Here is a 23,543-nt window from a genome sequence, read left to right as displayed (position 1 = left end):
TGATGCTGCCCTCAGATGTGGTGGCCCAGCTCCGCGACGCTGCCCTCGAGAGGCTCTCCCGACCCGTCGCGCTTCGCGCCGGGTGCGGGGAGCACGCGGGGAGTTCCGTCCGCGGCGACGGCGAACACCGGAGCAGGTCCAACCCAGGCTGTCGAGAGACGATCTTCGCCCTTGAGCAAGCGCTGAGCCCGTACTCCGCCGGTGGCACGGCCCTTGACGGGGAAATCCGCAAGGTACGAAACCTTTGACGACCCGGGGTCCGTTCCGTCGAGCATCTGCGAATTCACCGCGACCGTGGCGACAACATGCTTTCCCGCATCCGCCCGTGCAACACCGAAGAACACAGCAGAGGCCCCTAACCCCAGTTTGATGCCCGACATGCCTCCCGCCGTTCGGCCCTGAGGCCGAACAGCCGACGCCGCATACGTGAGCAGCTGGGTGTCAGATGACACGAACACCAGCTGATCGTCATCGCCGGTGATCGCCGCGCCAACGACGTAATCGTCGTCCTTGAGCGTGATGACGTCGAAATCAGGGCCCTTCGGCCATGAGCCCATCTGCAGCCGCTTCACTGTTCCCCCAGCCGTGCCGAGGGCGAGTGTGCGGTCTTCGCTGAGCTCGATAATCGCGAGCACGCGCTCCGTGCGATTCCCGAGAGCGAGGTACTCCGTGATCTTGACGCCAGCGCGCAGCTGGATGCTCGATGCGGGGACCGATGGCAGGTCGACAGGTGTGAAGCGCACAAGCCGCCCTGTGCTCGTCACGGCACCGAGCTCGCTTCGCGTCGTCGTATCGAGAACCGCCAGAATCGCATCGTGCTTGCTGCGACGCGTCGGGTGCGCGATCTCGGCATCGTCGGTGAGGTCAACGCGAACCGCACGTCCTGTGGCACTCAGGTAGACCCGGCACGGCGAGTCCTGAATTTCGAGAACCGGTGCCGTCTTCTTGCTCCGTCCGGCCGTGGCGATGCTCGGCTTGGCCTGCGTGAGGAGCGTACGTCGAGGGGTTCCGAACTTCTCGGATGCTTCGTCGAGTTCGTTCGACACCTGAGCCCGCAACATCGCCTCTGAGGCGAGCAGCTCCTCAAGTTCTGCGATCTCCTTCTTGAGCTGATCCTGCTCTGCTTCCAGCTCGATGCGCGAGAACTTCGTGAGGCGCCGAAGCCTCAGCTCGAGAATGTATTCAGACTGCACCTGGGTGAGATCGAAGACATCCATGAGTCGGGCGCGAGCCTGCTCACTGTCATCGCTGGTGCGGATGACCTGAATGACCTCGTCGATGTCGAGAATCGCAATGAGGAGACCCTCGACAAGATGCAGCCGCTCTTGCCTCCGCGCAAGTCGAAACCGTGACCTCCGCGTGACGACGTCGACACGGTGCGCGACGTACACCTGAAGAAGCTCTTTGAGCCCGAGTGTGCGCGGTCCGCCCTCGACAAGCGCGACGTTGTTGATGCTGAAGGAGTTCTCAAGGGGCGTGTATCGGTACAGCTGCTCAAGAACAGCCTCGGGGCTGAACCCGGTCTTCAGGCCAATGACCAGGCGAAGCCCGTGTGTCCGGTCTGTCAGGTCGGTGACGTCAGAGATGCCGCTGAGTTTCTTCGATTGAACGCCGTCTTTGATCTTCTCGATCACCTTCTCGGGGCCAATGAGATACGGCAGCTCGGTCACGACAAGTCCGTTCTTGCGTGCAGTGATCGGCTCGATAGAGACGCGTGCTCGGGTCTTGAAAGCACCGCGTCCTGTCGCGTACGCATCTTTGATGCCGTCGAGCCCCATAATCGTGCCGCCCGACGGCAGATCGGGGCCGGGAACGAAAGCCATCAGATCCTCAAGCGAGGCATCGGGATTGTCGATCAGATGTCGAGCCGCAGCCACGACCTCGATGAGGTTGTGCGGCGCCATGTTGGTGGCCATGCCCACGGCGATGCCGGTCGTTCCGTTGACGAGAAGGTTTGGGAAGGCAGCGGGAAGCACAGCCGGCTGCTGAAACTGGTTGTCGTAGTTCGGCACGAAATCGACGACGTTTTCGTCGAGATTCTCGGCGAGTGCCAAGGCGGCGGCGGCAAGTCGGGCTTCTGTGTAGCGCTGCGCCGCGGGACCGTCGTCAAGCGAACCGAAGTTACCGTGTCCGTCAACGAGAGGAAGTCGCATCGTCCACGGCTGCGCCATGCGAACGAGAGCATCGTAGATCGCGGTGTCTCCGTGGGGGTGGAGCTTTCCCATCACCTCGCCGACAACGCGCGCGGACTTGACATGCCCGCGGTCGGGACGAAGGCCCATCTGGGCCATTTGGTAGATGATGCGCCGCTGCACTGGCTTCAGCCCATCACGGGCATCGGGCAATGCTCTCGAGTAGATGACTGAGTACGCGTATTCGAGGAATGACCCCTGCATCTCGGTCGACACATCGACATCTTCGATGCGTTCGGCGATCTGTTCGGGGGGAGTCGGTTCTTTCGAGTGGGCCATTCGGTTATGCGGGATCTCTCTGGTGTGCTGAATGCTGGTCATCGCACGCGTGTGGAAGACTAGCCACGATGACGACAATGCTACCGACCGAAGGCTCGCAGGCCCGGAGCCTTGCCGCACTTGCCCCCGAATTTCTTGCGACGACGCAAGGCAGACAGGGCGCTCTTGGGCTCACACCGGTGACGTCCGTCGTTCTCGTGGTCATTGACGGACTCGGAACGTCTAACCTGGCTGAGCGCGCCGGGCACGCCCGCGTTCTCTCGGCGAACCGCGGGCGATCGCTCCGTTCGCCGGTTCCCTCGACGACCGCTGCGGCGCTTCCCACCATCCTCACCGGACGTCTGCCCGGTGAGCACGGAATGCTGGGCTACAGAGTACGAGACCCAGACACCGGCGGCCTCGTGAATCAGCTGACAGGGTGGGACAGCATCGCCAATCCTGACGCCTGGCAGCGCTCGCGCACGGTGTTCGAGCAGATGACGGCGATCAGTATCGGAGCGGTTGCCGTCGGGCCGGCAAAATTTGCCGGGTCGGGTTTCACCCAGGCCGTTCTGCGTGGATCACGCTACGTGTCCGCCGACACCGTCGCCGCTCGGGTGGATGCTGCCGCAGAGATCGTGAGCCAGAAGGGCCCGCAGTTCATTTACCTGTACGTTCCCGAGCTTGACAAGATCGCCCACAAGCACGGATGGCGCAGCGACAGATGGCTTGCAGCCCTTGAGACGGTGGATTCAGAGCTGGCACGGCTGCACTCACTCGTCGGCGCGCGACGCACCGGAATCATTGCCACCGCTGATCACGGCGTCGTCGATGTTCCCGCGTCTGATCAGCTGTTGTACGACAGCGTTCCCGGACTTCTTCATGACGTCGAGAGCGTCGGGGGCGAGCCGCGTTTCCTGCAGCTGTACACGTCGGAATCTCGCGCCGCCGAGGTAGCCGCACGGTGGCGGGACGCATACGGGGATGTTGCTGTCATTGCCACTCGCGCTGAGGCAATCGATGCGGGATGGTACGGGCCGGTGTCGCCCGCTGTTCACCCACGAATCGGCAACGTGCTCGTTGCCGCGCGAACGCGTGTCGCCTTCTACGACAGTGCTCCGGGCTCTGCCTCCTCACGACGGATGATCGGCCAGCATGGCTCTCTGTCAGACGAGGAGCGCAGCACACCGTTCATTCGCCTCGGCGCGTGGGCGAACTGACGTCAGTCGTCAGAGTCGGATCGCGCACCAAAGACGATTTCATCCCACGACGGCATTGAGGCGCGGCCTCTCTTGCTTCGCCCTGACGATCGCTTCTCGTCAGTTGGCTGCGCTGTGTCGACATCCAGCTGCCCTTCTGGGGCGATCGAACCGAAGTCGAGTGGCGTATTTGCCTCGCCGCCACGGTGCTCATCGTGATCGCCTTCGTCGGCATCAGCGTTCTCGGGCTCCGGGGCAGATTCACGCTGGCCGCGACGTTTGCGGAGCGCTTCAAGAAGATCAGCCGTTTGGTTCGACGGGGCATTCTCTTCTGAACCCGCGCCCCTGTTGATCGCGGCCTGCGACGCCGCCGAGGGGTGACGGGGCGAGAGCGCTGCTGGTTCGAGCAGGGCGATTGTCTTCGGGTCTTCGCCGTCGGTCTGCCGAAAACGGAACGCGCCGCTGTCGAATCGGGATTCATCTGGCGTCGGTGGTTCGGCATCGAAGCGCGAGTCAGATTCCACAGCGCGAAGCCGTGGGATCATTCCATGCGGAAGCTCGCCTTGCTTCGACAAGGTGATCGCTTCCTGGTTCAACGGAGCGAGCGTATGCTTCTTCGGCTCATAGCTCCATCGAGCATCGTGGTCAATCGTCGCAGCAGTGAACGACAGCTTCACGATCCAGCCGTCTCCGGGGTCTTTCCAACTTGTCCAGCGTTCGCCTGTCGCAGCGAGGCCTTCGAGGCGCGCTGCAATCGCGGCGCCGAACGTCGGTTCGTCACCTCCGGGCACCTCGATCGCAGACAGTACGGGGACGCTCAACGCCGCCCCGACGATGTGTTCACGCTCAGCGAGAACGGGGCCTTCGAATCGGCGCACGTACTCGGCACCCACACCGGTGAGGTCTGCGACCTCTTCGGCAGACAGGCCTGAGCGGATGTGAGCCTGCACCTCGCGAGGGCTCAACCGTCGCTCCTCGGAGTGCGCGGGCTTCGGCGGCCTCAGGTGGGAGAGCAGAACCTCGTTGATGACGATACGGAAGCGTTGCCCCTGCTCCGTGGCAGCGACGAGCGCTCCGTCCTCGACCCCGATTACCTTCAGATCGTGCATGAGCAAAACGCCTTTCCGGCTGGCTACTTCTTAACCGCCATCGTCACATGCTTTACGGCCTTTTGGCGGGAATAACGCGGGCGTGCCGTCAGTTGCCTCTGTAACGCAGTCACAGTTGCTTGTGTCGGGCAACTGCGGTGAGCGGAAAGCAGTTTGCTCTTTGCGGGTCGATGGTGCAAACTGTGGCCGCCGATTTTGTTTGGCCCCCTGAAAGCGAGAAGTGGAAAAGAATGGCAACGGATTACGACGCGCCCCGTAAGACGGAGGAAGACTCCGACTCCATTGAGGCACTCAAGGAGCGGGTTCCTGACAAGATGTCAGGTACGGTTGACGTCGAAGACGCCGACAATCCCGGCGGATATGACCTGCCGGGAGCAGATCTCTCAGACGTCGATCTTGACGTCGTTGTGCTGCCTCCCCAGGCAGATGAGTTCACCTGCGTGAGCTGCTTCATCGTGAAGCACCGTTCGCAGCTCGATCACCAAGAGAAGCTCGGCCCCGTGTGCAGGGAGTGCGCTTCCTGATTATTCGCCCTCAATTTGGGCCGTTGGCCGTCGCGCATCATTGATCGCGGCGGCCAATGCTTGTGCGGAGCGTGTTGAGAGCAGCCAGTACGGCGTGGGGTCGTCAGGGTCTGTGACGAGCACCCGCACAACATCCTTAACGCCTCCGCGAATCAGGAGCCACGCTCGCGGGTCAAGCTCCTGTCCGCGGGCGGCGAACGCGTCATCCGCGTAGATCGCCTCAGCCTCGCCGAGAAACTCGACGTTGATCGACGCGCGCCCGGCGAACAGCATCCCGTCGCGAATCTCCACAGTTCCCGCCGAAACAATCCAGAGGACGAGGCAGGCGAGGTAGAGAATCGGCCCGGTGATTGCGCCGACGAGCCACGAGACGGGCTGCAGCACGAGCAGGGTGGCTGGAATGACGAGGAGAAGTGCCCACGGGATCCACTTCGCGGCCCAGATGCGTTCGTGATAGGTAGTCAATGTCCCTCTTCGATCAGGTTTCTGCACTATTCTCGATCTGTGACTGAAAGCGCAGACATACCTATTATCGCGCCCCAGCCTCCGAGCTACGCTCACCCCTTCGATGCCGGCGCCGATCTCGTCGCTGCCGAAGCGGTGAGGCTTGAGCCGGGGGAGAGGGCACTTGTCGGCACCGGGGTCTCCCTCGCACTTCCCGAGGGGTTCGCGGCATTCATCGTGCCTCGCAGCGGCCTCGCTGCGAAGCACGGAATCACGATTGTCAACAGCCCGGGGACGATCGACTCTGGGTACCGAGGCGAGATCAAAGTGATTCTTTTGAACACGGATGCTCGTGAGGCATACAGCATCGCCCAAGGCGACCGCATTGCTCAGATGATCGTCATGCCGGTCACACAGGCTCGGTTTGTGCCTGTTGCCGAACTGCCCGACAGCGCTCGAGGAGCATCGGGGTTCGGCTCAACCGGATACGAGGCACGCCAGACAGGAGTTGAATCATGATCTTGCGCAAGAAGAAGAGCGACGCGGCGGTCGAGCCGGAACTCGACGACGATGCTGCCGCCGACGAAGCAGAGGAGACGGATGACGTCGAAGAAGTCGAGGTTGATCCGGCAGAGAAGTCGGCGCCCGCCGACCGAGAAGAGAACGGCCCCTTCGATGAGACGGAGGCGAACCCCATTCGCCCCTACATCGATCTCGGTGGCGTGAAAATTCTTCCCCGCGAAGGGCTCAACCTTCGACTCGAGGTTGAGGAATCGTCGCAGCGCATCGTCGCCGTCGGGCTTGACTACGCTGACTCGACCCTGCAGGTTCAGCCATTTGCCGCTCCTCGGGGGCGCGGGCTGTGGCACGAGACGCGTGACCAGATCCGGGACCAGATCGACAAGCAAGGCGGAACGACACAGGACGTTGACGGTCCGTTCGGACGGGAGCTCGTGGCCAGTGTTCCGGTGGCAGCTCAGGGTGACAGCTCGAAGACCCGCGACGCACGATTCATCGGAGTCGACGGGCCGCGCTGGTTCTTGCGCGGAGTCGTTGCCGGCGCTGGCGCACGCGAGGGGAACGCCGCAGACAAAATCGACGATCTCTTCCGCAGCATCGTTGTCGTTCGCGGCGGGCAGGCAATGCCGCCTCGAGACCTCATCCCGCTCAAGATGCCCGAGCAGCCGGGGCAGAGCACGTAAATGAACAGTGATGACACGCCATCGGCCGATGAGGATGCGGCACCGAGCGACACGCTGTCTGCGGGAATCCAGAAGGCCGCGGCGAAGTCATCACTGTCTGCATTGGGGCATGCCGAGTCACTCGACGCTCGAGCCCTCATTGCCGCTATGGGCGGCATCCGCGGCATCCTCGAAGCCGTTCTGCCCGGCCTGATATTTCTCGTCGCCTATACGGTGGCTCGGCAGTTCGCTGATGACGACAGGAATCAACTCGTCCTCGCGATCATCGCCGCGGGGGTGGTTGGCGTCGTCTTCACGCTCGTTCGCCTGATTCAGCGGCAAACCCTGATGCAGTCGATCACGGGACTCGTCGCGATAGCCGTCTCGGCGGCGTTGGCCGCCATAACGGGCAAGGCCGAGGACTTCTACCTTCTCGGATTCTGGACGAACGGGATCTACCTCGTCGCACTTGCCGTGTCCGTTGTGGTTCGCTGGCCCATCGTGGGCGTCATCGTCGGCGTTCTCAGCGGGGACGGCAATGGCTGGCGAAATGATCGCGCACTCCGACGCACGTACGCGGGGCTGACCTGGATGTGGGTTGCGATGTTTGCGATCCGCCTCGCCGTCGAGCTCCCGCTCTACTTCGCCGACAATCTCGTCATGCTGGGCACGTTCAAGCTTGTCTTGGGAGTGCCGCTCTACGCGCCACTTCTTGTCGTGACATGGCTCGTCGTCACAGCACTGCGCAAGCGGCGCGCATTCGCAGAGAGCGAGCCGGATACCTGATAGAGTTATCTTGACATCAAGATAAATCTGACCCGACGCTGATGTGCACCCTGTTAGGTGCGCCTTGCTAGCTGTGGGAGTGTCGGGAGGTCAGAATTGACTCTGAGCGTGCGCCCGCAACAAGCGCCAACGAAGGAGAGGCAACGTGTCCACGGTAAATAGCTTTGGAGCTAAGAGCACCCTGACAGTCGGTGACTCCGATTACGAGATCTTTCGCCTCGATGCCGTCACAGGCTACGAGAAGCTGCCATTCAGCTTGAAGATTCTCCTCGAGAACCTACTTCGCACTGAAGACGGTGCGAACATCACCAAGGCCCACATCGATGCCCTTGGCGCCTGGAACCCCACCGCGGAGCCCAACACAGAGATCCAGTTCACGCCCGCGCGCGTGGTTATGCAGGACTTCACAGGTGTTCCCTGCATCGTCGACCTCGCCACGATGCGTGAGGCATTCGTCGAGCTTGGGGGAGACGCGAACAAGATCAACCCGCTGTCGCCCGCAGAGCTCGTCATCGACCACTCGGTGATCGCCGACGTCTTCGGCACAGCTGAGGCGCTCGAGCGTAACGTTGAGATCGAGTACGAGCGCAACGGCGAGCGGTATCAGTTCCTTCGCTGGGGTCAAAGCGCATTCGAGGACTTCAAAGTCGTTCCGCCGGGAACCGGGATCGTTCACCAGGTGAATATCGAATACCTTGCGCGCGTGACGTACACGCGTGAGGTGAATGGCACCGTTCAGGCATACCCCGACACGCTTGTCGGAACGGACTCGCACACAACGATGGTGAACGGGCTCGGAGTACTGGGTTGGGGCGTCGGCGGAATTGAAGCCGAGGCCGCGATGCTCGGACAGCCGGTATCGATGCTGATCCCGAAGGTTGTGGGCTTCAAGCTCACGGGAGACATCCCTTCCGGAGTCACCGCAACCGACGTTGTTCTCACAATCACAGAGAAGCTTCGCGAACACGGTGTTGTCGGCAAGTTCGTCGAATTCTACGGGTCTGGCGTTGCCGCCGTTCCACTCGCGAACCGTGCCACCATCGGAAACATGAGCCCCGAGTTCGGGTCGACAGCTGCCATCTTCCCGATCGACGATGTCACGCTCGACTACATGCGACTGACGGGTCGCAGCGAGGAGCAGATCGCTCTCGTCGAGGCATATTCCAAGGAGCAGAGCCTTTGGCACGACCCGAGCGTCGAGCCCGCGTTCAGCGAGTATCTTGAGCTCGATCTCTCGACCGTCGTGCCGTCCATCGCTGGCCCGAAGAGGCCGCAGGACCGCATTCGCCTCACCGAGGCGAAGACGCAGTTTGAGGCCGACCTTCACAACTACGCTGACGTCACGCACGATCTCGTCGATCTCGAGACGTCGGAGTCATTCCCCGCATCGGATCCTCCGGGGAACACACCCGAAGACGAGCACGTTGTGCACAGCCATACTCACCGGAGCCACACGCCGCGCACAGCATCCAAGCCGACAAAGGTCGAGCGCGACGGCAGTGACTCGTTCACCCTCGATCACGGCGCTGTCGCCATCGCTGCGATTACGTCGTGTACGAACACATCGAACCCGTCAGTCATGCTTGCCGCGGGGCTTCTCGCCCGCAACGCTGCGGCAAAGGGCCTCGAGGCAAAGCCCTGGGTCAAGACGACGCTCGCACCGGGGTCGAAGGTTGTCACGGATTATTACGAGAAGGCCGGCCTCACCTCCGACCTCGAAGCCCTGGGGTTCTATACCGTGGGTTACGGTTGCACGACCTGCATCGGAAACTCAGGACCGCTCGAAGACGACATCTCTGCTGCCGTGAACGACAGCGACCTTGCCGTCACGGCGGTGCTCTCGGGAAACCGCAACTTCGAGGGGCGCATCAACCCCGACGTGAAGATGAACTATCTGGCGAGCCCTCCGCTCGTCATTGCCTATGCGCTTGCCGGTTCGATGAACTTCGACTTCGACGTTGACCCGCTCGGAACGGACGCCGACGGCAATGACGTCTTCCTGAAGGACATCTGGCCAGACGCCGATGAGGTGCAGGCGACGATCGACAGCTCAATCTCAAGCGACATGTTCTCGCACGAGTACAGCGGAGTGTTCGACGGCGATGACCGGTGGCGTTCGCTTCCGACGCCGACAGGCTCGACGTTCGAGTGGAACAGCGAGTCCACCTATGTGCGCAAGCCCCCGTACTTCGATGGCATGACCCTCGAGACAACGCCCGTGTCGAACATCTCGGGTGCTCGAGTTCTGGCCAAACTGGGCGATTCCGTCACGACGGACCACATCAGCCCCGCCGGCTCGATCAAGGCAGACAGCCCTGCAGGTCGGTACTTGAGCGATCACGGCATCGCGCGGCGCGACTTCAACTCGTATGGATCGCGTCGAGGCAACCACGAGGTGATGATCCGCGGAACCTTTGCGAACATCCGGCTTCGCAACCTCCTGCTCACCGACGTCGAGGGTGGGTTCACCCGCGACTTCACGCAAACGGATGCTCCACAGGAGACGATCTACGACGCATCTCAGCGTTACCAGTCGGCAGGAACCCCTCTCGTCATCCTCGCGGGCAAGGAATACGGTTCCGGCTCAAGTCGCGACTGGGCGGCGAAGGGAACAAGCCTCCTCGGAGTGCATGCCGTCATCGCCGAAAGCTTCGAGCGCATTCACCGTTCGAACCTGATTGGCATGGGTGTCATCCCGCTGCAGTTCCCTGCAGGGAAGACAGCCGATGATCTCGGACTCGACGGAACCGAGGTCTTTGCGATCTCGGGCATCGAAGAGCTCAACAACGGAGAGACGCCATCGACGGTGCATGTCACAGCGACGGCAAGCGAGCACTCCGCTGAGGGTAAGCAGCCTGTTGAATTTGACGCTGACGTGCGCATCGACACGCCGGGAGAAGCGGACTACTACCGCAACGGTGGAATTCTGCAGTACGTGCTTCGCAGCCTGGCTTCCTAACTGACACGCCGATGCCCCTGGATGCTCCGTGAGAGCGGCCACGGGGCATCGGCGTAGAGTTGGCGAAACCAGATTCACGTTTCTGCGAGGAGCAGCTGCATGACCCTACTTGAGTCGATCTCGGGTCCACGAGATCTCGATGCGCTTTCGGGCGCACAGCTTGAGCAGCTTGCTGAAGAGATCCGACAGTTCCTCGTCAGCGAGGTCTCTCAGACGGGCGGTCATCTCGGCCCCAACCTGGGCGTCGTCGAACTCACATTGGCCCTTCACCGCACCTTCGATTCGCCAAACGATGCAGTCATCTTCGACACCGGGCACCAGTCATACGTTCACAAGCTGCTCACCGGACGGCAGGATTTCTCGCGATTGCGCCAGCGCGACGGGCTCGCGGGATATCCTCAGCGCTCAGAGTCGGTGCACGACATCGTCGAAAGTTCGCACGCGTCAAGTTCGCTGAGCTGGGCCGATGGAGTGTCTCGCGCATTCGAGCTCACCGGGCAACACGACAGATGTGTTGTTGCGGTTGTCGGCGACGGAGCGCTCACCGGGGGAATGACCTGGGAAGCTCTCAACAATATCTCCGATGACAACACACGCCGCCTGATCATCATCGTCAACGACAACGGTCGTTCCTATGCTCCGACGATCGGCGGAATGGCGCGGTACCTCAACACGGTGCGCACAGGCAAGACATACCGTTCGCTGTATCGATCGAGCGAGGCGGCCTTCAACCGCATGGGCCGACCGGGGCGTGCTGTCTATCGCGGCGTTCGCGGCGGCATCCACGGTTTTCTCAGTCGTTTCGTCAACAACGCTGCGCTGTATTCGAACCTCGACATCAAGTATGTGGGCCCGATTGACGGACACGACATCGGCGCAATGATCGAGGCCCTTGAGCAAGCGCGTGACTACGCCGCTCCTGTGATCGTTCATGCCATCACCGAGAAAGGGCGCGGCTACCCTCCCGCCCGTCACGACGAGGTAGATCAGTTCCACACCGTGGGTAAGATCGACCCGGCGACGGGACGCCCGATGGCGGCGGATGCTGGCGAATCATGGACGGGCGTCTTTGCTGACAGCCTTGTGCAGCTCGGAGCACAGAACGAGAAGATCGTCGCGATCACGGCAGCGATGCTGCACCCCACCGGCCTTCACCGGTTTGCCGAGATGTTTCCTCACCGTGTGCACGATGTCGGGATCGCCGAGCAGCATGCGGTGACGAGCGCCGCAGGTCTTGCCTACGGTGGGCTGCACCCCGTTGTCGCTCTTTACTCGACATTTGTGAATCGCGCATTCGATCAGGTGCTCATGGATGTGGCCCTGCATAAGGCGGGTGTGACCTTCGTTCTCGACCGTTCGGGAATCACCGGTCCAGACGGTCCGTCACATCATGGCATCTGGGACCTTTCGATCTTGCAGGCGGTGCCGCACATTCGCATTGCCGCGCCGCGAGACGCCGAGCGATTGCGTGAAGAACTCGCCGAGGCCGTCGACGTCGACGATGCCCCGACTGTCGTTCGTTTTCCCAAGGGTGCGGTGAATGCTCCGCTGGAAGCGGAGTGCAGACGTGACGACGGCGTTGACGTTCTGCGATCAAGCGATGACAAGGACGTGCTCATCATCGCTGTCGGCTCGATGGCCGGTACCGCCCTCGACGTGGCGGACAGACTCACGGCTCAGGGTATCGGCGCCACGGTCATCGATCCCCGATGGGTTGTGCCTGTGGCTCAGAGCGTTGTCGACCTAGCGCGAGATCACCGACTTGTGATCACGATCGAAGACGGTGTGCGCGTCGGCGGAATCGGCACACGCATCAGACAAGTGCTTCGAGGCGCCGGTGTCGATACGGCTGTCGACGAGCTTGGAGTGCCAGACGAGTTCATCTCGCACGCGACACGAGATGAGATTCTGGAAGACGCCGGTCTGACCGGGCGTCAGATCGCCCGCGATGTCGTTTCGCAGGTGCTTGGCAGCAGAATTCCGATCGCGCGACCGATGGCGGCTTCTGACTCTGAAGGAATGCCCTCCGTGGCCAGCGAAAAGAAGCTCAACTGACATCGCGCAAATGCGGGCCGACTCCCTCGAGGGAGTCGGCCCGCATTGTGCCGTAGCGGCTATTTGTCCAGCGCGATCATCGGAGGGTGGTGAAAGGTGTCAGAAAACACCCGTTCGCTCGCTCCCACGCGGTCGAGGTAGGGCGTGACCCCGCCCATCTGGAATGGGTAGCCTGCCCCGAGAATGAGGCAGAGATCGATGTCTTCTGCGGCGTAAACGACGTTGTCATCGAGCATCCGATGAATCTCGTCTGCCAGGCCGTCTTGCACGCGACGCAAGATCTCGCTCTTGTCGAGTGGCGAGGTTCCCCCGGCCACGATCTTGAGAGCCTTCTTGTCGAAGCCCTTGATCTTCCCCTTCGCATCTTTCTCGAAGAGCACGCCGTATTCTGCGAGCTTGTGCAGATTCTCCGAGTCGTAGAAGCGGTCGGGGAACGCACGGTGGTGCGTATCGAGCACGTGCGCGCCAACACGCAGGCCGACAAGGTCAAGCAGCTCTGACGGCGCCATCGGCAGACCGAGTGGCGCGAGCGCCGCATCGACATCGGAGAAGCTCGTTCCGCTGTCGACAGCGTGCATTGCCTCGCCGAGAAGCTTCGCCAGCACACGATTCACAACGAATCCGGGAGTATCACGCGTAATCACGGCGTTCTTGCGCAGGTTCTTTGCCGTCGCCATCGCCGTCGCGAGCACACCATCGCTCGTAGCCGGCGTGCGCACGACTTCGATGAGAGGCATGACCGCCACCGGATTGAAGAAGTGGAAGCCGACGAGGCGTTCCGGATGCGTTAGCTTGGCACCGATCTTCTCGACAGACAGCGACGACGTGTTTGTCGCGAGAACGGCATCTTCGGAGATATGCGGCTCGATCTCGGCGAAGACATCCTGCTTGACACCGAGCTCCTCGAAGACCGCTTCGATCACCCAATCGCAATCTGCGAACTCAGCTTTGTCCGTCGTGCCATGAACGAGTGCGGTGAGACGGTTGCGCTCATCAGCAGAGATGCGGCCCTTCTCGTGCAGCGTGTCGATCTCTTCTCGAATTGTTGCGACGCCCTGATCGACGCGCTTCTGATCGAGATCGGTGATTACGACGGGAACACGCAAGCGCCGCGCGAAGAGAAGTGCGAACTGGCTCGCCATGAGACCCGCACCGATCACGCCGACCTTCGTGACGCGCTGCGCGAGCTCCTTGTCTGGAGCGCCGGCTGGTCGCTTCGCGCGCTTCTGCACAAGGTTGAACGCATACACCGAGGCACGGAACTGCTCACCGGAGATCAGCTCAGCGAGCGCCGCATCTTCGAGCGCGAAGCACTCAGCCTTCGATCCGGACTTCGCCGCCTTCAAGAGGTCGAGAGCCTTGTAGGGGGAGGCAGGCACAGTGCCGATCTTCTCCTCCAGCATCTTGCGGGCGATGCCGATCGCAGCGTCCCACTTAACGGCTCTCTCAAGCTTACCCGGCACATTCTTGCGTTTCGGAGTGATTTTTCCGGCGATCACGTCGGAGGCCCACGCGATCGACTCTTCAAGGAACGTTGACGCGTTGAACATCGCGTCGGCGATGCCGAATTCGAACGCCTTCGGGGCCTTCAGCATCCGGTTCATCTTGAGTGGGTTCTCGATCATCACGGTAAGTGCGTTCTCGATGCCGATCAGGTTGGGCAGCAGATAAGACCCGCCCCAGCCCGGAATGAGACCGAGGAACACTTCAGGCAGTGCGATGCCCTGCGCGGACGCATCAATTGTGCGATAGTTCGCGTTCAGGCCGATCTCAAGTCCGCCGCCCAGCGCGAGACCATTGATGAAGACGAACGTCGGTGCACCGAGGTTCTCGAGCTTTCCGAAGACATGGTGACCAAGCTTGGGCAGAAGCCCAGCAATCTCTCGCGAGGGAATGTCGTTGACCTTCGAGAGGTCGGCGCCTGCAGCGAGAATGAACGGCTTGCCTGTGATCGCGACGCCGGCGATCTCTCCAGACGAGGCTCGCCCCCTGAGCGTCTCAAGTGTCGCGTCGAGTTCGAGAAGGCCGACGGGACCGAACGTATTCGGTCGCGTGTGGTCCTTGCCGTTGTCGAGCGTTACGAGCGCGAGCGTCTTGCCCGAGGGCAGTGTGACGTCCCTCACGTAATTGTGCGTCACTACCTCGTCCCCAGACATCTCAACGAGGGGGGTGAAGTCGATTGCCGAATAGTTCGTTTCAGTCACTTCCGTCGTCCATTCCATGCGGGGTTCTCCCAAATCACTGTGCCGCCCTGGCCGAGCCCGACGCACATGGCGGTGACGCCGTAGCGCACCTCTGGGTGCTCTGCGAACTGCGCTGCCAGCTGAATCATGAGGCGAACACCGGATGCGGCAAGGGGATGGCCGATCGCGATGGCTCCTCCCCATTTGTTGACTCGAGAGTCGTCGTCGGAGATGCCGAAGTGATCGAGGAACGAGAGCACCTGAATGGCAAACGCTTCGTTGAGCTCGAACAGACCAATGTCATCGATGCCGAGACCCGCCTTGCGCAGAGCCTTCTCCGTCGACGGAACAGGCCCGAGGCCCATGATCTCCGGGTCAACGCCGGCGAACGCGAAGCTCACCATGCGCATCTTCGGCGTGAGACCGAGCTCCTTCGCTGCTGCCTTTCCCGCGATGAGGCTCACGGTGGCGCCGTCTGTGAGCGGTGACGAGGTGCCTGCGGTCACTCGACCGTGGGGGCGGAACGGCGTGCGAAGCCCGGCGAGCCCTTCCATTGTCGTCTCGGGCCGCATCCCCTCGTCGTGCGTCGCAAGACCCCATCCGGAGTCGCTGCGAGTGGCAACGGGAATCAAGTCGGGCTGAAGTTTGCCGTTTTCGTATGCCGCGGCGACCTTCTGCTGGCTGAGCATGCCGAAGCGGTCAGCTCGCTCCTTCGTCAGGTGCGGGAAGCGGTCGTGAATGCGCTCAGCGGTCTTGCCCATGTCGAGGGCATCAGCGCTGACGAGCTTCTCGGCGAGAAACCGCGGGTTGGGGTCTGCACCGACTCCCAGCGGATGGCGCCCCATGTGCTCGACGCCTCCGGCGATTGCGACATCGTAGGCACCGAAAGCGATGCCACCTCCCACCGCCGTCACTGCGGTCATCGCACCGGCGCACATGCGATCAATCGCGTAGCCGGGCACCGACTGGGGGAGTCCCGCCAACAGTGCCGTTGTGCGGCCAAGCGTCAGGCCCTGATCGCCCTGCTGCGTCGTCGCGGCGACAGCTACCTCGTCAATGCGGTCCTTCGGCACGTTTGGGTTGCGTTCCAGGAGCCCGATCATTGCCTTGACGGCGAGGTCGTCGGCGCGGGTCTGCCAGTACATTCCCTTTTCACCTGCCCGACCGAACGGGGTACGAACGCCGTCGATGAAATAGACGTCTGCGTTGCTCGTCACTGTGCCTCCTTAGGGGTTCTTCTTGACCCTATGAGGCATCGCCGACGTTCTGGGAATCCTTTGCTTCTTTCTACGATTCTGATTCCGGCTCGGGTGCCCCGTTTTGGGCAGCCTCCACAAAGGCATGGGCGATCGATTGTGCAGTTGCTTCAGATTGCCAGGGCCTGGCACCCGCGTCACGCAGAGCTGAACTGATCTGCTCGGCCGTCTGAGGCGATGGCGGACTCCATGCAACGCCGCGCAGGATCGAGGGTTTGAGGAGATTCTCGACGGGCATGCCGAGGGCATCAGCGATCTCTGCGATGGCAGGCTTTGCCCGCTTCAGACGCGCATCAGCCTCGGGGTCACGGTCGGCCCACGCGCGGGGAGGCGGAACGTGGTCGCCGGTGGAGCGTCGAGCGTCGGGCACGTCGTCCGTTGTCAGACCGCGTTCGATCGCGGTCCACCACCGATCAAGTTCGGTTCGACTTGCGCGCCCGCTGAATTCGCGCATCCCCGCGAGAGCTTCCTTCGTTCGCGGGGTTGCCTTCACGACAGCGACAAGCGAGCGATCGGGGACCAGCCGACCTGGCGCTGTGTCGGTCGCCTGTGCAAGATCGTCGCGAGCCTGCCACAGCTCCCTTGCGACGGCGAGATGCCGAGACCCACGAGACGAATGGATGCCGCTGAGCTTGCGCCAGGGATCGGTACGCGGTGGCTTCGCCTCGGCGTTCAGCTCTGCCTCGAACTCTTCACGGGCAATGCGCGTCTTGCGCTGCTCAACGAGCCACTGCTCAAGCTCGTCGCGAACATCAACGAGAAGCTCGACATCAAGAGCGGCATATTCGAGCCACGATTGCGGAAGCGGCCTGGTTGACCAGTCAGCTGCCGAGTGCTCCTTCGCAAGGTGCACCCCAAGTGTGTCTTCGACAACGGCGCCCAGTCCGACCTTCGGCATTCCGAGCAGACGCGCGGCCAGCTCCGTGTCGAAGAGCTCGCGCGGATCGATGCCAACCTCGCGCAGGCACGGCAGGTCTTGGCTCGCGGCGTGCAGCACCCACTCCTCGTCTCCGATCAGATCGTTGAGATCGTCGAAACGGCCGATCGCCGGTGCGTCGAAAAGGAACACTCCGGCCCCGCGCCGAAACACCTGAATGAGATAGGCCTTCTGGGAGTAGCGGTATCCGGAAGCGCGCTCGGTGTCGACGGCGATGGGGCCGGATCCGGCAGCGATCGCGCGCAGTGAACTGTCGTATTCGGTTCGTGTTTCTATGACGTGACGTTCAGTCACGAGCCGTCCTGCGGGCGGAAAGCAATGTCACTCCTTCGGTCGAGGGAGGCAGTCCTGCGAGCATGCACAGAAGCTCGGCCCAACCTTCCACATGGGAGGACACACTGGACTCAAGGGGAGTCCACGATGCCCTCAATTCTATTTGAGCGCCATCGCCCTGGTCTGCCAGCTCTCCGAACCCTGTTGAGAGAATGCGGGTAGCTGTGCCCGAGGCTGCCGTGTACTTCGCGTCGCGCGCGTCGAGAGCATCGACGAGCCACGACCACGCGACGTCTGTGAGAAAGGGATCGAGTCCGATCTCTGTCTCAAGCGGCGCTTGCGCGAAGCACACAACGCGAAAGCGTCCATGCCACGACGACGGCTCACTCGGATCGTACAGGATGATGAACCTGCCCGTGCCAAGCTCTGAGTCGGTTCCGTGCGAATTCGGGCGCACATCGGCCGAGAGGGCGAGTGCGTGGGGGGCGAGCTGGGCGGGCGCCGGAATCTCAGAGACAACGAGCTCGTCACGCAGGCTCGCAGCGCGAACAGCGGCCACGGCATCGGTGAATTCCTGAGGCACGTCTTCGGTTTCTGGTCGCTCAGCCACACCCAGAGACTAGAGTTATTCTTCGATGAAACCTCTGTGCCACGCCGACCGCGGCTCCCTGCGTTGGCTGCCGCTGACGCTCAGCGCCGTCGGCGTCACTCTCGTCGGCGCGTTTCTCGGCGTGACGGCCCAGGTCGCGAAAACCGTCGTTCGCACCGATTCGACGCGCTCTCACAACACGCGCATCACACGCGTCGACACGACAAAACGCACGGTCACCCTGACATCGACTCCTGACACGAGGCTGCCTGGACGCTACGGTCTGTGGGTGAACAATTCCCGCGACTTCCTGCAGCTCGGAGAGATCGTCGCCGAGACGCATCATGGAGTCACCCGTCGCGTATTGTCCGAGCTTCCCGACCACGTGCAGCATGGCGGAGCATCCTTCACGGGGTGGTTTTACCGCGATGCGGTCGAATTGGGGTTGCCGGTTGACGACTGGACGATTTCCACAGAAGACGGGGCCGCGCCCGCCTGGTACTTTCCCGCGGAATCCGCGCAGTCGCAGGGCTGTGCGGTTCTTGTTCACGGCAGGGGCGTGCAGCGCAACGAGGTGCTGCGTGCCGTACCCGTATTCCACCGTGCCGGGTACGACTGTCTCGCGATCTCATATCGCAATGACGGTGATGCGTCAGCGTCGGCAGATGGTCGCTACGGGCTCGGGCAGACTGAATGGAGAGACGTGGATGCCGCGATGGGCGAAGCCGCCAAGGCCGGCCACACGAGGTTCATGCTCATGGGGTGGTCGATGGGCGGGGCACTCTGCCTACAGACTGCAGCCCTCTCGCCGCATGCGAGCCACATCGCGGGTCTCGTGCTTGAGTCTCCCGTCATCGACTGGCGGACTGTGCTGCGCTATCAAGCCCGCGCCTCCCGCATTCCCTCGCTCGTGCGTGACGCGGCGATGTGGGTCATCAGTCACCCGCTGAGCAGAATTGTCACGGGACAGCATCAGCCGATCGACTTCGACCGCCTCGATCGCGTGGCGCATGCCGCCGACCTCCGGCATCCGGTGCTCATTCTGCACAGCGACGACGACGGTTTCGTTCCCTCGGACGCCTCGCACGCCCTCGCCGAGGCACGACCCGACCTCGTGACCCTCGAGACATTCGCCGTCGCCAGGCACACGAAGCTTTGGAACTTCGACAGCGAACGCTGGAGTCGGGCGATCACACGCTGGCTGGCCGGGCACGCTCTCAGCTGAGTCAGCCTGCGATATCCGCCTTCTCGCGAACCTGACGTTTGATGCGCGCGAGCATGCCGCTCATTCCGCTCAGGCGAAGAGGGGAGACGGCTCTGCCGAGCCCAAGCATCTGCGGAAAATCGCCGGGAATGGCGAGAACGTCGTCTGGACGGAGTCCTTTGATTCCCTGAGCGAGGATGCTGGCGAAGCCGCGCGTCGTCGGTGCCTCTTTCGCCGCAGACGCGATGACGGAGACAGCGCCCTGCTCGACCTCCACGGTCAGGAAAACCGGGGACTGACATTCGACGACGCGCTCGAGCAAGTCGGGGTGGTCTGTGTACCGCTCAGGGAGATCGGGCAGCTCGTTTGCAAAGTCAAGCAGCAGAAGAAGGCGGTCCTGCTTCTCGAGCTCAAGAAACTCGTCGCGAATCTCCGCCAACGCATCGGTCAGAGCACTGTCAGCCATGAGTAATGATCCTCTCCGCGTTATGAGCGTCGGGGCTGTGGTGCGTCGCCGCGGTCGTCACCGAGAACGATCGGAACGCCGACAGAACTGCCCCATTCCGTCCACGAGCCATCGTAGTTGCGCACGTTTGACAGCCCGAGCAGGTGGCGAAGCACAAACCACGTGTGGCTCGAACGCTCACCGATGCGGCAGTAGGCGATCACGTCGTCGCTGTCGCTCAGACCCGCACCATCGCGATACACGGATTCGAGCGCCCCAACGGGCAAGAACGTGCCGTCGTCCGCCACAGCCTTGCCCCACGGGACGCTGGCTGCGCTCGGAATATGTCCGGCGCGCATTGCTCCCTCTTCTGGGTAGGCCGGGGCCGTCGTTCGGTCGCCGCGATACTCCTCTGGCGACCTCACGTCGATGAGCGGATGTCCGAAGTGCGCGAGCACATCGTCACGGTACGCACGCAGCGTCGAATCGTCGCGCGCCACGACGGGATAGTTCGTCGCTGCCCTGTTCGCTGCAGCCGTCGTGATCTCGCGCCCCTCCGAGATCCACTTATCTCTGCCGCCGTCCAGCAGGCGAACGTCCGCGTGCCCGAAGAGGCTGAACACCCACAGGGCGTACGCTGCCCACCAGTTGCTCTTGTCGCCGTAGATGACGACGGTATCGTCGCGAGAGATTCCCTTGCGGCTGAGCAGGGTCGCGAACCCGTCGCCGTCGACGTAGTCCCGCGTCACCGAGTCGTTGAGCTCTGTGTGCCAGTCGATCTTGACGGAGCCGGGAATGTGCCCCGTCTCATAGAGCAGAACATCTTCGTCTGACTCGACGATCACGAGACCGGGGGAACCGAGGTGCGTTTGAAGCCACTCTGTGCTGACGAGCCGCGTTGGGTCTGCATAACCCGCGAACTTCTCTGTACCTGCATCGGCCTCAACCGTCATCGTTCCTCCTCTGAGATGGTCCCCGGTCACACGCGATCACAGCGGTTAAGCTGGATGCTGTCATGCCCGACGATACGCTCGCGGGCTGAGAGTTGTCGTGCGTCAGCGTAAGAGTCTGACACAAGCTGGCAGCCCGCATTCACATGAAGGTTTCTCACCCGATGAATATTCCCCCGTCACACGCCGGGACGCTCAAACACCTCGTCGATCGACGTCCTGAAATGTCGGGGGAAGACCTCGCAGCGAACCTCGCTCCGCCTCCCCAGTTCGCGACGGCACGCTTCGATTCGTACCGCCCAGACAGCGAATACCCATCTCAGCAGGCCGCCGTCGACTATCTGCGCACGTTTTCTGCGGGACAGACGCCGAAGAAGGCGAAGCTCTTCTCGCGCAAGCCCAAGCAGGATGCTCTGAAGCCCGGCGTGTACCTCGATGGCGGCTTCGGCGTCGGCAAGACGCATCTTCTGGCAGCGCTCTGGCATGCCGAGCCGGGAACGAAGAAGTACTTCGGCACCTTCATCGAGTACACGGCGCTCGTCGGCGCACTCGGCTACGTCGGCACCATGTCACTTCTGACCGGATCGTCACTCATCTGCATCGACGAGTTCGAGCTCGATGACCCGGGCGACACGATGATGATGACACGGCTGCTCACAGAGCTGGCCGCGTCGGGCACCCGTTTGGCAGCCACATCGAACACTCCGCCCAATGCGCTCGGCGAAGGCAGGTTCGCCGCCCAGGACTTCCTGCGCGAGATCCACTCGCTCTCCAGCACGTTCGAGACGCTGCGCATCGACGGCACCGACTACCGCAGACGAGCGATTGAAGGAAACTGCGTCACGGTGACCGACGACGAGATCGACACGGCACTTGAGCGTGCGGCGGCATCCGAGACCACCATGACCGACGACGACTTCCGGGCCCTCATCGAGCATCTTGCCGTCGTGCATCCCTCGCGGTTCATCCGGCTTCTCGACGACGTCGACGCGATTGCCATCAGAAACTCGGCGAAGCTTGACTCTCAGGCATCGGCACTGCGTCTCGTAGCATTTATCGACCGCGTCTACGACGCGCAGATTCCCCTTTTCGTCAGTGGCATCCCGCTCGACACCGTGTTCTCTGACGAGATGCTCTCCGGTGGATTCCGCAAAAAATATCTGCGTGCCATGTCGCGGATGATCTCGCTCTCCACCGCATCCTGAAACCTGCCGTTCACAGAACGGGCACATCTGTCACCGTATGGAAACAGGGACTGCCTCCCGGTGAAACATTCCCGCCCGAAGCTGAGTGCACCGGCGACGATCGCCGTCGGCTCGCACCACCGAGAGGCAGAGAATATGGACACCGGAAGCATTGCGTGGGCCGTCACAGCCACGGCGCTCGTGCTCCTCATGACGCCAGGAGTCGCCTTCTTCTACGGAGGCCTTGTCAAGGCAAAGAGCGTCGTCAGCATGATGATGATGAGCTTTGGGGCTCTCGCCCTGATTGGCGTGCTGTGGGTGCTCTACGGCGCAAGCATGAGCACTGTCACTGGCCTCTGGGACTTCTCGGGAAACCCGCTCGATGATCTCGGTCTGACCTCGCTCGCGTCAGGCGAGACCGCGAACACCGATCTGCTCGGCTCGGCATACAGCGCGACATTCGCCATCATCACCGTCGCGCTCATCTCGGGGGCGATTGCCGATCGCGCACGGTTCGGGTCATGGATGCTGTTTGCCGGCGTGTGGGCGACTCTCGTGTACTTCCCCGTTGCCGCATGGGTGTGGGGTGGAGGATGGATCCTCAACCTCGGCACGATTCTGTTCGGGGAAGACAGCGCCGCAGCCGTCATCGACTACGCGGGCGGAACAGCAGTGCATATCAATGCGGGGGCGGCAGCACTCGCGCTCGTTCTCGTGCTCGGAAAGCGGTCAACATTCGCCAAAGGCGCTGACAAGCCGCACAACGTGCCGCTCGTACTTCTCGGCGCAGCCATCCTGTGGTTCGGCTGGTTCGGGTTCAACGCTGGCGCCGAATGGACGAACGGGCTCGCCGGCGTCGGACTGATCACTGTGAACACACTCGGTGCAACGGCAGCCGCGATCATCGGCTGGCTCATCGTCGAGCGGGTCAAAGACGGCAAGTCCACATCTGTCGGCGCGGCATCCGGTGCGGTCTCCGGGCTTGTCGCCATCACCCCCGCCTGCGCGAACCTCACACCAGGATGGTCGCTGCTGCTCGGAGCCCTCACCGGCACCGTGTGCGCCCTCGCCGTCGAGCTCAAATTCCGGCTCGGTTACGACGACACGCTCGATGTCGTCGGCATCCACCTGGTTGGAGGATTGATCGGCACGCTCTACCTTGGGTTCTTTGCCACGGGAACCGGATTGTTTCTCGGGGGCGGGCTTCAGCAGATCACGCTTCAGCTCATCGCGGCAATCGCGGTTCTCGGGTACAGCTTCGTCATCGCCTGGATCGTCGGCACCGTCATTGAGAAGACAATCGGGTTTCGCCTGGAGCCCGATGCAGAGGTTGCCGGCGTCGATAACTCCGTTCACGGAGAGAGCGCCTACGACATGGACGTACGCGAGAGAGTCTGATCAGCGTTCCCCGGTGTTCCGGCCCGTCGCGTCATGCGGGCCGGAACACCTCGTTACGCTGGTGATATGACCCGACTTGTCAGCGCCTACCGCACCACTCAAACCGACCAAATCACACAGGATGCTGCCGAAGTCACTGAAGCTCGCACGATGATCGAGCAGACCGTTCCCGACGGGTTCGAGATCATTCAGCTCGACATCGGCAAGATCGATGGCGGCACTCGCGTGACAGGAATCATCCGCTCGACCGCTGTGACCCCGATCGAGGCTACCGGGGCCGACTACACGAGCGCACGCGACGCATTGAGAGCGCAGGTTCCGGAGGAGTGCGTCAGCATGGGCATTCTCATTGCCGAGCCGTAGCCGTTTTCGCGAGCCTCTTAGCAGACGTCACCGCCCATGAGAGAATCGCCACAT

The 23,543-nt window shown here is 62.2% G+C and carries 20 protein-coding genes; 11 read left to right on the top strand and 9 right to left on the bottom strand.

From position 1 onward, the window contains the following. Window positions 1-11: 11 nt before the first annotated feature. Entirely contained in the window at window positions 12-2,471 is a 2,460-nt protein-coding gene (locus HCR84_RS08645) for a DNA gyrase/topoisomerase IV subunit A (protein ID WP_166983666.1), read from the bottom strand. 68 nt (window positions 2,472-2,539) lie between these two features. On the opposite strand from HCR84_RS08645, the gene HCR84_RS08640 reads away from it, so the two are divergent. Continuing rightward, on the top strand, window positions 2,540-3,670 hold the full coding sequence (locus HCR84_RS08640; protein ID WP_166983665.1) for an alkaline phosphatase family protein: 1,131 nt from the start codon (window positions 2,540-2,542) through the stop codon (window positions 3,668-3,670). A gap of 2 nt (window positions 3,671-3,672) precedes the next feature. On the opposite strand, the gene sepH is transcribed toward HCR84_RS08640, so the two are convergent. After that, the gene (gene sepH, locus HCR84_RS08635) at window positions 3,673-4,758 is read right to left on the bottom strand and encodes a septation protein SepH (RefSeq protein WP_166983664.1); all 1,086 of its coding nucleotides are present in this window, start codon (window positions 4,756-4,758) and stop codon (window positions 3,673-3,675) included. 230 nt (window positions 4,759-4,988) lie between these two features. Here sepH and HCR84_RS08630 point away from each other — a divergent pair, with 230 nt between their 5' ends. After that, a complete protein-coding gene (locus tag HCR84_RS08630; RefSeq protein WP_166983663.1) occupies window positions 4,989-5,282 on the top strand; it encodes a DUF4193 domain-containing protein in 294 nt (97 codons plus the stop codon). On the opposite strand, the gene HCR84_RS08625 is transcribed toward HCR84_RS08630, so the two are convergent. Beyond that, window positions 5,283-5,747: a DUF3093 domain-containing protein gene (locus HCR84_RS08625; protein WP_166983662.1), complete on the bottom strand. Its 465-nt coding sequence runs from the start codon at window positions 5,745-5,747 to the stop codon at window positions 5,283-5,285. It abuts the gene before it with no gap. Between the two features lie 39 nt (window positions 5,748-5,786). Between HCR84_RS08625 and dut the strand changes: the two genes are divergently transcribed. The 5 genes from dut (at window position 5,787) to dxs (ending at window position 12,707) form a co-directional block, all read left to right on the top strand. Further along, window positions 5,787-6,245, top strand: a complete 459-nt coding sequence (gene dut, locus HCR84_RS08620) for a dUTP diphosphatase (protein WP_166983661.1) — start codon at window positions 5,787-5,789, stop codon at window positions 6,243-6,245. Continuing rightward, window positions 6,242-6,928, top strand: a complete 687-nt coding sequence (locus HCR84_RS08615) for a DUF3710 domain-containing protein (RefSeq protein WP_166983660.1) — start codon at window positions 6,242-6,244, stop codon at window positions 6,926-6,928. Before dut ends, HCR84_RS08615 begins: the two co-directional genes overlap by 4 nt. Continuing rightward, a complete protein-coding gene (locus HCR84_RS08610) occupies window positions 6,929-7,693 on the top strand; it encodes a DUF3159 domain-containing protein (protein WP_166983659.1) in 765 nt (254 codons plus the stop codon). Between the two features lie 145 nt (window positions 7,694-7,838). Beyond that, window positions 7,839-10,652 carry an aconitate hydratase AcnA gene (gene acnA, locus HCR84_RS08605; protein WP_166983658.1) on the top strand — a complete coding sequence of 938 codons (2,814 nt, stop codon included), beginning with the start codon at window positions 7,839-7,841 and terminating at the stop codon, window positions 10,650-10,652. 99 nt (window positions 10,653-10,751) lie between these two features. Next, the gene (dxs, locus tag HCR84_RS08600) at window positions 10,752-12,707 is read left to right on the top strand and encodes a 1-deoxy-D-xylulose-5-phosphate synthase (RefSeq protein ID WP_166983657.1); all 1,956 of its coding nucleotides are present in this window, start codon (window positions 10,752-10,754) and stop codon (window positions 12,705-12,707) included. A gap of 59 nt (window positions 12,708-12,766) precedes the next feature. Here the strand turns inward: dxs and HCR84_RS08595 are convergent, their stop codons facing one another. The 4 genes from HCR84_RS08595 to HCR84_RS08580 form a co-directional block, all read right to left on the bottom strand. After that, a complete protein-coding gene (locus HCR84_RS08595; RefSeq protein WP_244972606.1) occupies window positions 12,767-14,863 on the bottom strand; it encodes a 3-hydroxyacyl-CoA dehydrogenase NAD-binding domain-containing protein in 2,097 nt (698 codons plus the stop codon). Window positions 14,864-14,907: 44 nt separating this feature from the next. Continuing rightward, complete coding sequence (locus HCR84_RS08590) at window positions 14,908-16,107, bottom strand: thiolase family protein (RefSeq protein WP_166983655.1); 1,200 nt, start codon at window positions 16,105-16,107, stop codon at window positions 14,908-14,910. A 70-nt stretch (window positions 16,108-16,177) separates the two neighbouring features. After that, complete coding sequence (locus HCR84_RS08585) at window positions 16,178-17,377, bottom strand: HRDC domain-containing protein (RefSeq protein ID WP_166983654.1); 1,200 nt, start codon at window positions 17,375-17,377, stop codon at window positions 16,178-16,180. Further along, entirely contained in the window at window positions 17,370-17,966 is a 597-nt protein-coding gene (locus tag HCR84_RS08580) for a DUF3000 domain-containing protein (protein ID WP_166983653.1), read from the bottom strand. The genes HCR84_RS08585 and HCR84_RS08580 overlap by 8 nt, the downstream gene beginning before the upstream one ends. Before the next feature lie 25 nt (window positions 17,967-17,991). On the opposite strand from HCR84_RS08580, the gene HCR84_RS08575 reads away from it, so the two are divergent. Then, window positions 17,992-19,170 (top strand): alpha/beta hydrolase family protein, encoded by a 1,179-nt coding sequence (locus HCR84_RS08575; protein WP_166983652.1) that lies wholly within the window; start codon window positions 17,992-17,994, stop codon window positions 19,168-19,170. 1 nt (window position 19,171) lies between these two features. Here HCR84_RS08575 and HCR84_RS08570 read toward each other — a convergent pair whose 3' ends face one another. Together HCR84_RS08570 and HCR84_RS08565 are read right to left on the bottom strand one after the other, a co-directional pair. Next, window positions 19,172-19,615, bottom strand: a complete 444-nt coding sequence (locus HCR84_RS08570) for a SufE family protein (protein WP_166983651.1) — start codon at window positions 19,613-19,615, stop codon at window positions 19,172-19,174. 20 nt (window positions 19,616-19,635) lie between these two features. Further along, the gene (locus HCR84_RS08565; protein ID WP_166983650.1) at window positions 19,636-20,547 is read right to left on the bottom strand and encodes a sulfurtransferase; all 912 of its coding nucleotides are present in this window, start codon (window positions 20,545-20,547) and stop codon (window positions 19,636-19,638) included. A 161-nt stretch (window positions 20,548-20,708) separates the two neighbouring features. On the opposite strand from HCR84_RS08565, the gene zapE reads away from it, so the two are divergent. The 3 genes from zapE (at window position 20,709) to HCR84_RS08550 (ending at window position 23,489) form a co-directional block, all read left to right on the top strand. Further along, a complete protein-coding gene (gene zapE / locus HCR84_RS08560) occupies window positions 20,709-21,749 on the top strand; it encodes a cell division protein ZapE (protein WP_166983649.1) in 1,041 nt (346 codons plus the stop codon). 135 nt (window positions 21,750-21,884) lie between these two features. After that, complete coding sequence (locus HCR84_RS08555) at window positions 21,885-23,126, top strand: ammonium transporter (protein WP_166983880.1); 1,242 nt, start codon at window positions 21,885-21,887, stop codon at window positions 23,124-23,126. A gap of 66 nt (window positions 23,127-23,192) precedes the next feature. Further along, entirely contained in the window at window positions 23,193-23,489 is a 297-nt protein-coding gene (locus HCR84_RS08550) for a hypothetical protein (RefSeq protein WP_166983648.1), read from the top strand. Window positions 23,490-23,543 lie beyond the last annotated feature (54 nt).

This window comes from Paramicrobacterium fandaimingii, from assembly GCF_011751745.2.
Classification (GTDB): Bacteria; Actinomycetota; Actinomycetes; order Actinomycetales; family Microbacteriaceae; genus Paramicrobacterium; species Paramicrobacterium fandaimingii.
This window is presented reverse-complemented; position numbering and strand designations above follow the sequence as displayed.

Excerpts from the sequence above, each read along its gene's own strand:
- HCR84_RS08645 (WP_166983666.1), bottom strand. The coding sequence starts at position 2,471 with ATGGCCCACTCGAAAGAACCGACTCCCCCCGAACAGATCGCCGAACGC.
- HCR84_RS08640 (WP_166983665.1), top strand. The coding sequence starts at position 2,540 with ATGACGACAATGCTACCGACCGAAGGCTCGCAGGCCCGGAGCCTTGCC.
- sepH (WP_166983664.1), bottom strand. The coding sequence starts at position 4,758 with ATGCACGATCTGAAGGTAATCGGGGTCGAGGACGGAGCGCTCGTCGCT.
- HCR84_RS08630 (WP_166983663.1), top strand. The coding sequence starts at position 4,989 with ATGGCAACGGATTACGACGCGCCCCGTAAGACGGAGGAAGACTCCGAC.
- HCR84_RS08615 (WP_166983660.1), top strand. The coding sequence starts at position 6,242 with ATGATCTTGCGCAAGAAGAAGAGCGACGCGGCGGTCGAGCCGGAACTC.
- HCR84_RS08610 (WP_166983659.1), top strand. The coding sequence starts at position 6,929 with ATGAACAGTGATGACACGCCATCGGCCGATGAGGATGCGGCACCGAGC.
- dxs (WP_166983657.1), top strand. The coding sequence starts at position 10,752 with ATGACCCTACTTGAGTCGATCTCGGGTCCACGAGATCTCGATGCGCTT.
- HCR84_RS08595 (WP_244972606.1), bottom strand. The coding sequence starts at position 14,863 with ATGTCTGGGGACGAGGTAGTGACGCACAATTACGTGAGGGACGTCACA.
- HCR84_RS08575 (WP_166983652.1), top strand. The coding sequence starts at position 17,992 with ATGAAACCTCTGTGCCACGCCGACCGCGGCTCCCTGCGTTGGCTGCCG.
- HCR84_RS08570 (WP_166983651.1), bottom strand. The coding sequence starts at position 19,615 with ATGGCTGACAGTGCTCTGACCGATGCGTTGGCGGAGATTCGCGACGAG.
- HCR84_RS08565 (WP_166983650.1), bottom strand. The coding sequence starts at position 20,547 with ATGACGGTTGAGGCCGATGCAGGTACAGAGAAGTTCGCGGGTTATGCA.
- zapE (WP_166983649.1), top strand. The coding sequence starts at position 20,709 with ATGAATATTCCCCCGTCACACGCCGGGACGCTCAAACACCTCGTCGAT.
- HCR84_RS08555 (WP_166983880.1), top strand. The coding sequence starts at position 21,885 with ATGGACACCGGAAGCATTGCGTGGGCCGTCACAGCCACGGCGCTCGTG.
- HCR84_RS08550 (WP_166983648.1), top strand. The coding sequence starts at position 23,193 with ATGACCCGACTTGTCAGCGCCTACCGCACCACTCAAACCGACCAAATC.